Origin of the sequence: Pseudophaeobacter sp. C1-32P7, assembly GCF_041008775.1 — a bacterium.
GTDB classification, from domain to species: Bacteria; Pseudomonadota; Alphaproteobacteria; order Rhodobacterales; family Rhodobacteraceae; genus Phycobacter; species Phycobacter gallaeciensis_A.
In genome coordinates this window covers 1-12,895 of the sequence record NZ_JAXGFR010000036.1, presented here as the reverse complement: position 1 = coordinate 12,895, position 12,895 = coordinate 1, and the positions used below count along the sequence as shown (strand labels likewise).

General features: G+C 56.5%; 8 protein-coding genes and 1 pseudogene. 6 read left to right on the top strand and 3 right to left on the bottom strand.

Translation table 11 applies throughout. The annotated features are described in order from the left end of the window. Positions 1-66 precede the first annotated feature (66 nt). Positions 67-753 carry a hypothetical protein gene (locus tag SM763_RS23030; protein ID WP_368999892.1) on the bottom strand — a complete coding sequence of 229 codons (687 nt, stop codon included), beginning with the start codon at positions 751-753 and terminating at the stop codon, positions 67-69. A gap of 2 nt (positions 754-755) precedes the next feature. After that, the gene (locus SM763_RS23025; RefSeq protein WP_236627309.1) at positions 756-1,688 is read right to left on the bottom strand and encodes a multicopper oxidase domain-containing protein; all 933 of its coding nucleotides are present in this window, start codon (positions 1,686-1,688) and stop codon (positions 756-758) included. Between the two features lie 322 nt (positions 1,689-2,010). Here SM763_RS23025 and SM763_RS23020 point away from each other — a divergent pair, with 322 nt between their 5' ends. The 4 genes from SM763_RS23020 to SM763_RS23005 all read left to right on the top strand — a co-directional run bounded on the left by SM763_RS23020 (position 2,011) and on the right by SM763_RS23005 (position 7,188). Beyond that, positions 2,011-2,448, top strand: a complete 438-nt coding sequence (locus tag SM763_RS23020; RefSeq protein ID WP_347510950.1) for a Fur family transcriptional regulator — start codon at positions 2,011-2,013, stop codon at positions 2,446-2,448. Between the two features lie 268 nt (positions 2,449-2,716). Further along, the gene (locus SM763_RS23015; protein ID WP_067625926.1) at positions 2,717-5,068 is read left to right on the top strand and encodes a heavy metal translocating P-type ATPase; all 2,352 of its coding nucleotides are present in this window, start codon (positions 2,717-2,719) and stop codon (positions 5,066-5,068) included. A gap of 61 nt (positions 5,069-5,129) precedes the next feature. Further along, entirely contained in the window at positions 5,130-5,630 is a 501-nt protein-coding gene (locus SM763_RS23010; protein WP_067625943.1) for a L,D-transpeptidase family protein, read from the top strand. A 208-nt stretch (positions 5,631-5,838) separates the two neighbouring features. Further along, a complete protein-coding gene (locus tag SM763_RS23005; RefSeq protein WP_082849484.1) occupies positions 5,839-7,188 on the top strand; it encodes an efflux transporter outer membrane subunit in 1,350 nt (449 codons plus the stop codon). 63 nt (positions 7,189-7,251) lie between these two features. On the opposite strand, the gene SM763_RS23000 is transcribed toward SM763_RS23005, so the two are convergent. Further along, positions 7,252-7,854 carry a recombinase family protein gene (locus SM763_RS23000; protein ID WP_015061889.1) on the bottom strand — a complete coding sequence of 201 codons (603 nt, stop codon included), beginning with the start codon at positions 7,852-7,854 and terminating at the stop codon, positions 7,252-7,254. A gap of 160 nt (positions 7,855-8,014) precedes the next feature. On the opposite strand from SM763_RS23000, the gene SM763_RS22995 reads away from it, so the two are divergent. After that, the gene (locus tag SM763_RS22995) at positions 8,015-11,029 is read left to right on the top strand and encodes a Tn3 family transposase (RefSeq protein ID WP_082849483.1); all 3,015 of its coding nucleotides are present in this window, start codon (positions 8,015-8,017) and stop codon (positions 11,027-11,029) included. A 107-nt stretch (positions 11,030-11,136) separates the two neighbouring features. Next, a pseudogene (locus tag SM763_RS22990) lies at positions 11,137-12,776 on the top strand (Tn3 family transposase); the annotation flags it as partial. Positions 12,777-12,895 lie beyond the last annotated feature (119 nt).

Genomic DNA, 12,895 nt, shown 5'->3' with positions numbered 1-12,895 from the left:
TCCCCGTTGTCGAAGGTAGTTTCGATTGTAATCCGTACGTCCATGGCAGCCCCCCATACAAAGAGCTTACCTTAGCACAGGCCAGATCACCGACGACGACCCCCATGTTCTGTCCACTCCCTCGCGTCTCAGATTAAAGGGCAACGCGACATCAGCCGAGTCGACCAGCAGGAAGGACAGCAAGCCTATGGTCAGCGCCATCAGGAAATTCATGCCGCCCTGACCGACGCCGCGCAATACCGGATAGAACATCAGACCAAAGACAATCGGCACGACACCTACAAAGATGCCGATCAAAGCCTGGAATCTCAGCTGACCCGCCGTGACCTTCGGTGTCGGAACGGCCACCTCGATTTCATGTGTGAACGTCGCACCGGTTGTTGTGACGAGGGTCACAGCGTGGGCTTCGCCGAGCACCCACGGATAGGGGACATCCAGCCACACCGTGGCGCCGCGCGATATGTCTCCCGGCGGTGTTTGCGTAAACGACCAATACGCGGCATCAACCTGTACCTGGGCGACACGCATCGGGTCCGAACCGCCCGCCCGCACCAGCATCCTCAGGCCCTGATCGTTCAGGATGGTCCGCTCGAATGTCACGCCTTCAACGGGAGGGGCCCCGTTTCTGAAACTCTGGAAGGGGTCCGCAAAAACGATCCAGCCGATGGCAGCAATCAAGAGAGACAGGGGCATCAGCAGCCAGATAAGTTTTTGCGGTCCGCGACGCTCCAAAAGCGCTGGCTGATCTTCCATATTCACGCCTCCACCACGTCGAATTTCGCCATCCAGCCCAGTTCCGTAAACTCGGCCTGATGTGCGTGAAACATGTAGAGCCCTGGCTCATGTTCGGCGAAGCTGAATTCTAGTATTCCGCGTTCGCCCTGACACTGAGTGATGAGGTCAACAGTGCGCAGGGTCGGCGTCAACGTCGTGCCTTGATTGTAGTAGTCGAAAAAATTGCCATGAAGGTGAAACGAATTGATCGGATCAAACTCGACGGCATTTATCAGATAGACACGCACCGGCCGGTTCTTTTCGATCCTGATCGGGGTTTTCATATAGGCGAATGCAATTGTGTTGGCCGCGTAGAATTCATTTTCGTCATCAAAGTTAGTATCAAAGGCGTTCATCACCATCACCAGTTCCTGCCACTCCGCATTTTCGGCGGCTCCCATCAGGCGCGAACGGGCCACGTCTGCCAAGGCAGGATGCTTTTCCGGATCAGGATCAACGACAAAGGCACCGTACATCCCCTTGGCCATATGGCGTTTCAGTGGCAATGCGTGACAATGATAAAGATGGCAGCCGAACGGTTTGGCGTCAAATTCGTAGGTAAATTCCTCACCTGGGCCAATCATGCCCGGAGTTCCGTTTACGCCATCCATCCGCGCTGAATGAATGCCGTGGAAATGCATTGAATGCGGATGGGATCCCAAATTTCGGAATACGACGCGGATTCGGTCACCTTCCTTTGCACGCAGGGCTGGGCCGGGGACCCGGCCGTTGAACGTCCAGGCAGGAAAAAAGACGCCTGGAGCAATCTCAATTTCCTTGTCCTCAGCGTCGACCTGGAAGGTTCTTAGGGTACGCCCGTCTGATAAGATTTCGGTCGTACCGACATCCCAATCCGTCAGCATTGCCACCGGGTCAAAGCCGTTGGCCAGGTTGTCCACATCGCCAACGGTCATCATATTTCCATGTGTTGCCATTGTTGGGGCGGATACAGATGGTCCCTTAGCCTCCTGTGCCGCCGCTCTGTTTCCAACAGCGACGGAGCCCCCTGCGGCCGCAAGACCTGCCAAGAGAACGCCGCGCCGACTTACAGTCTCGTCCCGAGGATCTGCGGGATTCATGTTTGTCTCCAAAGAATGCTGCCGAACGCATTGTTATTGATGGATTGAGGTCGCTGGCGGGCAGCCACCGTTCTTGCGAATCATTCGCATTATGTATTACTCTAAACGCAATTGAGAATTAGTTGCAACTAGGGATCCTTCCCTGAGGAGAGTGAGTATGACATCGGACGGGCGACAGGATCAGGACCCAGCCGGATCACGTGCATGCGACATCATTGCCAGCAACGGGTTGCGCATCACCAATCAGAGGGTGGCTTTATTGAAGGTATTGCTCGAGTCTGATGATCACCCAGATGCCGTCGAACTATTCCGCCGCTTAAAAGCATCAGATGCGTCAATATCCCTAGCCACAGTTTACCGAAACCTTGCATCTTTGGAAAGTATCGGCGTGGCTGATCGGCATTACTTTGAAGGGCATGGTGCTAGATATGAAAGCGCAATTTCAGAGCACCATGACCACATTGTTGATTTGGATTCTGACGAAGTTATTGAGTTTAAATCGGAAGAAATTGAACAATTACAACAAGAAATCGCGCAAAAGCTTGGCTACGAGGTCGTTCACCATCGCCTTGAACTCTATTGTCGGAAACTGTGAGCGCGCACTATCGCAAGCGCTGGAAGGCAGGGGGCCCTTTAGCACCCGGGGGGCACCGCCCACCGGAGCCTAGAGCCCGGTGACCCGCAACAGGTGGGCAGGGGTCAAGTCAAAGGCTGAATGTCATCGGATCGAGGGACCGAACAGGGTCGCGATGGGTAAGTTCTGACTGTTGCGGCCGCCCGATCAGAACATGAAAGAAACTTCTTGAACCTCTAGCAACTGAAGCTCCTATCTTTGGCTCAACGCTTATTCTCAGAGGTTTCCCATGCCCCACGACGGTCCAGACACGCATCCGCACGGTCATCTGGATGATCGCAAAGACACAAAGGCTTGCTGCGGCCAGACGGCCGAAGTCACCGCGCAGGTGGCAGCACCTCCGCCATCCGCCGGACGCAGCTTTCGCGTCAACGGGCTGGATTGCGCCGAAGAGGTCGCGATCCTGAACAAGGTCGTCGGACCGGAAGTCGGCGGCAGCGAGCATCTGGCGTTCGACGTGATCAATGGGCGAATGACCATCCTTGAAAGCGCCAAACCGCTCAGCGACGACAAAATCATCAAGATCGTCGGCTCGACCGGCATGAGCGCGAAGATGTGGGATGCCGAAAGCGCCGAAGCGGACCAGGCGGCCCATTTTGCGCGCCAGCGTCTTTTCACGGGCCTGAGCGGTGGCTTCTGGGCTGCGGGGTTCCTCTACCATATCGTCGAGACCGGGGCCGGAGGCGCACTGAGGCTCTTCTCCGGTCATGGCGAGACGTCTATGCCTCTGGTCGAGATGGGGCTGTTCATGCTGGCGGTGGTGTTCGGAGCCTGGCTGGTCGCCCCCAAAGCATGGTCCGCCGCGCGTAGATTGTCGCCTGACATGAACCTCCTGATGATCGTTGCCGTAGCCGGTGCGATCGGGCTGGGCGAGTTTTTCGAGGCGGCGACGGTCGCCTTCTTCTTTGCTCTGTCCCTCGCTCTCGAATCCTGGAGCGTGGGGCGTGCCCGCAATGCGGTCTCGGCCCTTCTGGACCTGGCTCCGCCAACAGCGCGGGTCATCCGTGCCGACGGATCGGAGACCGACGTTCCCGCCGTCGAGGTTGCGATCGGTGATCGCTTCGTGGTGCGCGGCGGTGATCGTATCCCTCTTGATGGCGAAGTCACCGAGGGTCGTGGCGATGTCGATCAGGCTCCTATTACCGGAGAAAGTGCTCTTGTGGCAAAGGAAACTGGCGATGAGGTGTATGCCGGGACGATCAACGGTGATGGCACACTGACGGTTAGGGCCACCAAGGCCGCAGGCGATACCGTGCTCTCGAAAATCATCCGAATGGTAGGCGATGCGCATTCGCGCCGGGCCGAGGTGGAGCAATGGGTCACGAAATTCGCCCGCATCTACACGCCCATCGTGATGGCGCTGGCGGTTCTGATCGCCGTCGTGCCGCCGCTGCTGTTCGCGGGGGCGTGGAACTACTGGTTCTACAATGCCTTGGTTCTTCTGGTGATCGCCTGCCCCTGTGCGCTGGTCATCTCCACGCCGGTTTCCATCGTCGCCTCGCTCGCGGCCTCCGCGCGCAACGGCGTGCTGATCAAGGGCGGTGCCTATGTCGAGGCCCCCTCGCGTATGACCGCCCTGGCAATGGACAAGACCGGAACGATCACCATGGGCGAGCCGGAGGTCGCGGGCCTGCATCCTTTAGGCGGCACGGCCGAGCGCGACCTTCTGAGTGCCGCTGTCGCGCTGGAAGCCCGCTCTTCGCATCCTCTGGCGCGGGCCATCCTGGCGCGCGGCGAACGCGATGGGCTGAAGCAGTCGGCGGCTACCGACACCCAAACGGTGCCGGGCCGCGGCGTCGAAGGAACATGGGAGGGCCAGCCCGTCTGGCTCGGTTCGGATCGCTTTGCGACCGAGAAAGGTCTCGGTGACGCAATCCCCCGCGATCTGCTGGAGCGGATCGAGGGGGCTGGCAGCACGCTCGTGGCCGTGGGCTCCGGAAGCCGCCTGCTGGGCCTGATCGAACTGCGCGACCGCATCCGCCCGGATGCGAAGGAGGTCGTGGCACGCCTGCATGCCCAAGGCGTGAAAAAGATCATCATGCTGACTGGTGATAACGAGCGCACGGCACGCGCTGTGGCAGCAGAGGTCGGTATCGACGAGGTTCGCGCGGAGCTGCTGCCAGAGGACAAGGTGACGGCAATCGAGGAACTCGTTGCCAACTATGATGTCGTGGCAATGATTGGCGATGGCGTGAACGATGCACCTGCCATGGCGCGGGCGCATTTCGCCATCGCTATGGGTGCGGTCGGATCGGACGCCGCTATTGAGACCGCCGATATCGCGTTGATGACAGATGATATTGCCAAGGTGCCGTGGCTGATCGGGCATTCACGCCGGACCATGGGCATCATTCATCAGAATATAGGCATCGCACTGGCGACCAAGGCGCTGTTCGTCGGGCTGACGGCCTTCGGCATGGCGACAATGTGGGGTGCGATCGCTGCGGATGTCGGCGTGTCGCTGCTGGTCGTCGCCAACGCGCTCAGGCTGCTCCGGACCAAGAAAGATCGGCCGGACCCGTCCGGGGGAGAGAAAGTGGGAGAGAAGATGGCGCAGGGAGCCCTGGCGCACGGCCATTGATTGATCAGGCATACCGACACCAATATGAGTGGACATATAAAAAGATCGAGCGGACGACATGATGAAAACGACACGCCGAACGGCACTCTTGGGTGGACTGGCACTCGGCCTTGCGGGATGCGCCAGCAAGTTCCGGACCTACGACGGGCCCGCAGTCACCCGGTTGCAGATGTTCAAAAGTGACCGGAACCTGTTCCTGTTCAACAATACCTCGGTCCTGAAAGCCTACCGGATCGATCTGGGTTTTGCGGCGGTGGGGCCCAAGCAATTCGAGGGTGATGGAAAAACGCCCGAGGGAACCTATACAGTCGACCGCCGCAATCCCGACAGTCTGTTCCATCTCTCCATCGGCATCTCCTATCCGAACGAGGCCGATATCGCCTATGCCGCTGCACAGGGACGTGAGCCGGGCGGCGACATTTTCATCCATGGCGGGCCACGACCCGGTATCGACGCGATCAAACCAGACTGGACGGCGGGTTGCATCGCGGTGTCGGACCGCGAGATTGAGGATATCTACGCGATGGTGCGGGACGGGACGCCAATCGACATATTCGCATAGCATCGTACCGGCCTTGGCTGGCGGTTCATAGAACCCGTGCGAGAAAGAAAGAGGATCTTGGAGTTTTCTAGAACTCGACGGCTCTGAGTACCTCTAGACAAGCTTTTACTTTTCAATTACTTAGCTGCTCATAATAGCGTGCCGGGTGAAACATCTCCATCACATCCCCAGCAAATCCAAAAGCTAATCCAATATACAGGAATGACAAATGAACCGTCCCTATCTGCTTTTTATCCTAGCATCCACGGCATTGGTTTCATGTACCGCTGTTGGCCCTGACTATACGCCACCTAAGACACCATTAGAAACGTCGTTCATTGGCGGTGGCGGGGCTCTCGAAGAGGTCGCGCGCGATGAATGGTGGAAACGGCTAAATGACCGGCAAATGAACCGGCTAGTAGACCGCGGCCTTACACAAAACATCGATATTGCAACGGCTTTACAACGTATCAAAGCCGCAAATACAGACCTGAGGCAGACAGGTACCGCTGGCCAATTCTCAGGTGGACTGGATGCACAGGCGCAAAGAAACAATGGTAACCCAATATCAGGTGATCCCTCTGAAAGTGCGACGTTCGGGGCGAATTACATCCTCGATATTTTTGGTGGTGTTCGCCGTGACGCGCAGCGCGCGGCAGCGGGTGTAGAAGCAGCCAAGTTTGATGCTGGCACTGTCCGGCTTGCTCTGGTTTCCGGTGTTGTTTCCAACTATATTGACGCGCGGTATTTTCAGGAGGCATTGGCTTTAACACGACAGAATATCGCGAGCCTCCGCCGGACCCAGTCCTTGATCAGAGCTCAAGTTGAGCAAGGCGCATTGTCAGAATTAGATCTTGCCCGATCAGCAGGTCAGCTGGACACAGCAATTGCCGACCTCCCTCCGCTTGAAGCCGCATTCGAAGCCCGGGTTTTTGCAATCGCGACATTGTTGGCCGAACCAGCTCAGCCGCTGCTTAAACAGATGATTGCAGGCGCACCACAACCTTATCCTCGCAGCAAGGGGTCAACAGGCGTCCCTGCTAATCTGCTCCGCAATCGTCCAGATGTATTGGCCGCTGAACGCCGTCTAGCTGCCGCAGTTGCCGGAGTAGGTGTCGCAGAAGCAAAGTTGTACCCATCGGTCACTTTATCTGGCTCGGTGACAGCGGCAAACCCGTCAGAATGGTCCTTTGGTCCAGCACTTTCATTGCCCATCCTCAACCAAGGTCCGCTACGCGCTAGGCGAGATGCGGCTATTATTTCAGCCACGACCGCCGAACTGGAATGGCGTGCACAGGTGTTGGCCGCGGTGGAAGATGTGCAAAAAACTCAAAGTGAATTTACACGAAAACAAAGAGAGGTGGCCGCATTGCGCGCTGCTCAACGATCAAGGGATCGTACTCTTCAGTTGAGCCGCAAAGTTTTTGAACTGGGAGAACTGAACTTACCAGACCTGTTGGACGCCGAACGATTTGCAAACGCAGCACGCATATCCCTCGCAGCAGCAGTAAGAGATTTGGCCCAATCGTGGTCAGCACTTATGGTGGCGACTGGTCGTGGATGGGGCGACGTAAGCTAAAATTGGCGTTCTCTACCTTGGGGTCTATCAGCATAAAGGTACCAAAAGTCCCACAGGATTTAGCTACGCTTTATGCGCGTCTGAGTGGTCAGGTCGCAGCTGTTTGATGCGATCTGTGGGGAAGTATTTGTAGAATGCGGTGCGGCCAATTTTGAGCTGGTCAATGACGTCGCCGATGAATGGGTAGTTTTCGGTATCCTTAAGCATGGCTTCGGCATGTTTGATGTTTTGCTCGTTCATAGCCTTTGGCCGACCGCCTCGGCGTCCGCGTTTTGCGGCGGCTTTGAGACCGGCGCGGGTGTTTTCAACAATCAACTCACGTTGAAACTCGTCGAAGGCTGCTGTCATGTGGAAAAATAACCTCCCCTCTGAAGTGCTGGTGTCGATGTTCTGGGTCAGGACTTTAAGGGCGATGCCGCGCTCAGCGATGTCGGAGGCTGTTTTGATCACTTGCGTGAGAGACCGAGCCAGTCGGGAGAGCTTCCAGACGGCGAGCGTGTCCCCCTCGCGTAGATAATCGAGGGCCGCTTTGAGCTGGGGGCGGTCGCGATGGGAACCGGATGCTTTCTCGACGAAGATCCTCTCGCAGCCGATATCGCGTAGCGCATCCATCTGAAGTGCGGGGTTCTGATCCATGGTGGAGACGCGGGCGTAACCGATAAGCATGTTTTTTGTTCACAAATCCTGTTTCCAGCATCATAAACGAACCTGTGATTCCGAACAAGGTAAACGGCCTGATATTCTTAGGTCATGAAACCCTGCCGGACATTGGCCGCACCTGTTCGTTAAACGACGGTTTTGAGAACATCAATTTTTTGGAGAAGCTATGGCCAGAATGCGTATCTTGACCGCGAGCGAACAAGAGGCGTTCGATAAGCCGCCTCTGTTTGACCACAAAGAGCGCAAGCAGTTCTTCGATCCCCCAAAGGGCTTGATGGAGATCGGGGCCAGTTTGCGCAGCCCGGATGGTCAGATTGGGTTTCTGCTAATGTGTGGATACTTCAAGGCAACCAAGCGGTTTTACCAACCACAGGATTTTCATGAGCGCGACATTGAAGCCGTCGCCAGAGTTTTAAGATTGACCAGTGCTGACTTTTCACCCGTTGCCTATGCCAAACAAACACGCGCACGCCATCATCTACTCATTCTGGATTTTCACGGCTTTGTGCCTTTCGATGAGAGCGCCAAGAGCGCCTTGGCCATTGAAATCGCAACGATGGCACGGATGCATTTGAAGCCCCGGCTCATCTTTGATCGCTGCGTGGATTTTCTTGTTCAGCATCGGATTGCGGTTCCAACGTCCCGCAGCCTGACAGACAGCATTAGCACCGGTCTGCATGACCGTAAGGTAGAATTGATCGGTCTAATGGATGATCATCTCAGCCATGAAGGCCGACGTCTGCTGGATGATCTATTTGCTGCGCCTGAGGGCACAACCCGCTACCGGCTAACCCTACTCAAAAAGCTATCGCAATCGACCAGGCCCACAAAGATCAAAGAAGCCGTTGCTGACTTTGAGATACTGTCAGATATTCATCATCAGTTGGACGGCACTCTGGCAAAGCTTGATCTTGGGGTGGCAGGCATTCGGTATTTTGCGGGAAGTGTCCTGAAGTCTCGCATGTTCCAGCTCCAACAAAGGAACCAAGCTGACCGTTACATTCACGCCACAGCTTTTGTGGCGCACCAGTTCTACCGTTGCCAGGATAATATGATTGATCTGTGGCTCAGCGTCATGGCGAATTTTAAATCGGTGACGGCACGGGAATACCAAGAAACACTGGTGCAAGAGCGTAAAGATCAGCAGAGCCAGATTGAGATTGTCATCGATGGCTTAGAGGTTTCGGTCTTTGGCGTCTTGCGTGGCATTCGCGGTGTCATGGAAGCAGCGAGCCTGTCGGACGCCGAAAAAGTCGCCGCTACAACGGCACTTCTGGATCAGGGCAAAACCACAGACTTTGACCAGCTCAAAGACGACCTCGAAAATACCGCCAAGAACGCCAGTTGGTACGACATTCTGGAAGGCCGCTCTGTGAAGCTGCAAAACCGTCTCAGCCCCGTCTTGCGGGCGCTGAGTTTTATGCCCACCGAACGGGCCTCAGCACTTCTGGCCGCAATCGATCACTTCAAGGCTGAAGGCGATTTGTCCGCCACGCATGCGCCAATGGGCTTTCTTGAGGATGAACAAAAAGCAGTTCTTATCCGGACGGACGGCTCGTTTAGGGTCTCGCTCTACAAGGTGTTCCTATTCCAGCACGTCACAACCGCCATCAAATCCGGCGATCTGAATGTTGTGCAGTCGTACAAATACCGGCCCATGGATGCCTATCTGATCGAGAAGGAACGTTGGAACCGGGACAAAGCTCAGCTCTTGGAGCGTGCGGGTCTGGAAGAATTTGCTGATCCTGAGCCCGTACTGGCCAAACTGAATTCCGCGCTGACCGCCCAGTATCAGGTGACTGATGACCACGCGGCGACCAATCCGCACCTGAAGCTCCGCAAAGGTTGGACGTTTCACATCGCCACTCCTGCGGCCATTGCCAACGAGGCCGACCCGCTCGGCGACCTGTTCCCTCAGCGACACGATGTGCCGCTCGCGCAGGTTTTGGAAACCGTGGGCAATCATAGTGGCATGCTGACAGCCTTTGAGCATTGGCAGCAAACCCATGTTCGGCAAACAACACCCCACCCGGTCTTGCTCGCTGGAATCATGGGGTTGGGCTGCGCAATAGGAGTGCGCAAGATGGCGCGGATCTCTTCAAGCATCACGGAAAGCGAGCTGGATCACACCGTCAACTGGCGCTTCTCGCTCGATAACATCCGCACCGCCAACACCGCCGTGGTCAAAGCCATGGATGCGATGGAGCTGCCCAACCTCTATCGCCAAAGACAAGGTCAACTTCATACCGCCAGCGATGGCCAAAAATTTGAGGTGCGCGGCGACAGCCTCTACGCCAGCCGGTCGTTCAAGTATTTTGGGCAAGGCCAGGGTGTCAGCGCCTATACCTTTGTTGATGAGCGCAACTTCCTCTGGCATTCGCTGATGATAAGCGCAGCTGATCGCGAAAGTGCCTATGTCATCGACGGATTGATGCACAACGATGTCGTTAAAAGTGATATCCATTCGACCGACACGCACGGCTACACCGAGGCGGTTTTTGGCCTCACGCATATGCTGGGATTTTCCTTCGCCCCGCGCATCAAGAGTATCGGCAAACAAACCCTCTATATCTTCAAACCGAAAAACCAGGCTGGTGATGCCTGGGCCGTCAAACCTGACAAAACCATCAACGAGACGGTCATTCGAGAGAACTGGGATGACCTGCTGCGCTTGGTAGCCACCATCAAACTCAAGGAAAATACCGCCTCTGATATCTTCCGGAGGCTCAATTCCTACTCGCGCCAGCATGCTCTCTACCAGACGCTGAAAGCCTTCGGGCAAATCATAAAATCTTTGTTCATCCTACGCTACATTGATGACTTGGCTTTGCGACAAGCCATCGAAAAACAACTCAACAAAGTCGAATTGGCCAATCGCTTCACACGCGCAGTGGCCGTCGGCAATCCACGTGAGTTCTCGCAAACCGAAAAGGAAGAACAGGAGATCGCAGAGGCCTGCAACCGCTTGATCAAAAACAGCATCATCTGCTGGAACTATCTCTACTTGGCACGCCAAATCGGAAAAGCTCCAGACGCAGAGGCCAAAGGAAAGCTACTACGCCTGATTACCGCCCACTCGCCCATGTCATGGGCCCATATTAACATGCTGGGTGAGTACGACTTCTCAGAAGAAAAGCTTCGCGACACCCTCGGCATCCTACCCCCGAAAAAGGCCGCATAAAGTGACTGCAAAAAACAGAAGCGCAGGAAAGGCAGAAAACCAAGCAACATCAACTCAATGAAAAAATTCCTGTGGGACTTTCGGTACCTTTATGCTGATAGACCCCCGATGCGGGCGACGACCTCCAGGCCGCGGTCGCCTTGCTGCGTGACCAGAACCGCACCGGCAAACGCAAACTGCCCGATGATCCGCCCATGCCGTTCGCGGCCAAGCATTGGCCGTCGCTGATCTTGCAGGACGGTCAGCCAAAGCGGCGCATGTACGAAACTGCCGTTGTGTCCACCTTGCGAGATCGTCTGCGAGCCGGGGATGTTTGGGTCGACGGCAGTCGCGAGTATCGGCGGTTCGACAGCTACCTGATGCCCCGGAACACTGCGGAAATCGTCATGCGGGATGCGGGCTTCGAGACAGATCCGGAATCATGGCTGGCGGATCGGCGGGCCACGCTGGCAAAACGCCTTGATGAAGTGGACCGCGCCTTGAAGCGCGATGCTCTCACCGGCGTCCGGATCGAGCGCGGGCGCCTGAAAATCACGCCCCATGACGCGGTGACACCACCTGCTGCGGTGCGTCTGGAACGGGCCATTGACGCCGTGATGCCACGTATCCGCATCACGGAATTGCTTTGGGAGGTGAATGCGCAGACGGGGTTCCTCGACGCCTTCACTGATCTGCGTTCTGGCAAGCATCACGATGCGCCCGCCGCTGTGTTGGCCACGATCTTGGCTGGGGCGAGCAATCTCGGGCTAGAGCGGATGGCCTATGCCTCATCGCGCGTCAGCCATGCGCAGTTGACCTGGGCGCAGACATGGTACTTGCGGCCGGAGACGTTTGCAGATGCTCTGGGCCGCATTGTCGATGCCCATCATGGCCTGTCCTTCGCGCAGCACTGGGGCGTAGCTGAACATAGCTCATCGGATGGCCAATTCTTCTCCGCCAATCGAGGCAGCGGGGTGATCAACGCCAAATACGGGCCAGACCCTGGGTTGAAGATCTACTCCTTCCTGTCAGGCCAATACGGGTCGTTCCATTCGAGCGTCATCGGGGCAACCGCAGGCGAAGCCCCTTTCGTGCTCGATGGCCTCCTGAACAATCCGGCCAGCTTCGATCCCCTCGTTCATTACACAGATACTGGCGGCGTGTCGGACCACGTCTTTGCCCTGTTCCATCTGTTGGGGATGACCTTCGCGCCGCGTCTGCGCGACTTTCCGGACCGGAGATTGGCCTGCTTCGGGAGTGCAAAAGCGTGGCCCACTTTGTCTCCCATCATGGGCAAACCGATCAACGAAGAGGTGATACGGCAGCATTGGGGCGACATCATGCGGCTCGCGGCCAGCATACGCGACAAGTCTCTCAAACCGTCTGAAATCCTGCGCAAGCTTGGGGCGTACCGCCAGCAAAACCGGCTGTACCTCGCTCTGGGTGAAATCGGTCGGATCGAACGTACGCTCTTCATGCTCGACTGGATCGAGAACGCCGACCTGCGCATGGAAAGCCACGCAGGTCTCAACAAGGGTGAAGCGCGTCACTCGCTGGCCAAGGCCGTATTTGCTCATTCACAAGGGCGCATTCATGATCGCTCTGACGCGGCTCAACAGAAACGCGCGATGGCGCTCAACCTCGTCATTGCCGCCATCACGTTTTGGAACACTATTTACAGGCCAGACACCTCGCGCAGACCAGCCCGCTATACGATGCTAGGCTGCTTCCGCACACGTCGCCGCTCGGGTGGGAGCACGTCATCCTCTGTGACTTTTCACGGTAAGTGGCACTGATTTTTGCACGTTAATTGGCCGCTCCGATGACGAGGGTTGAGGCGGCGGCCTGGATGACGTCATCGGTGATTTCGCGCAGCTCGTTGATGTG

Excerpts from the sequence above, each read along its gene's own strand:
- SM763_RS23030 (WP_368999892.1), bottom strand. The coding sequence starts at position 753 with ATGGAAGATCAGCCAGCGCTTTTGGAGCGTCGCGGACCGCAAAAACTT.
- SM763_RS23025 (WP_236627309.1), bottom strand. The coding sequence starts at position 1,688 with ATGACCGTTGGCGATGTGGACAACCTGGCCAACGGCTTTGACCCGGTG.
- SM763_RS23020 (WP_347510950.1), top strand. The coding sequence starts at position 2,011 with ATGACATCGGACGGGCGACAGGATCAGGACCCAGCCGGATCACGTGCA.
- SM763_RS23015 (WP_067625926.1), top strand. The coding sequence starts at position 2,717 with ATGCCCCACGACGGTCCAGACACGCATCCGCACGGTCATCTGGATGAT.
- SM763_RS23010 (WP_067625943.1), top strand. The coding sequence starts at position 5,130 with ATGAAAACGACACGCCGAACGGCACTCTTGGGTGGACTGGCACTCGGC.
- SM763_RS23005 (WP_082849484.1), top strand. The coding sequence starts at position 5,839 with ATGAACCGTCCCTATCTGCTTTTTATCCTAGCATCCACGGCATTGGTT.
- SM763_RS23000 (WP_015061889.1), bottom strand. The coding sequence starts at position 7,854 with ATGCTTATCGGTTACGCCCGCGTCTCCACCATGGATCAGAACCCCGCA.
- SM763_RS22995 (WP_082849483.1), top strand. The coding sequence starts at position 8,015 with ATGGCCAGAATGCGTATCTTGACCGCGAGCGAACAAGAGGCGTTCGAT.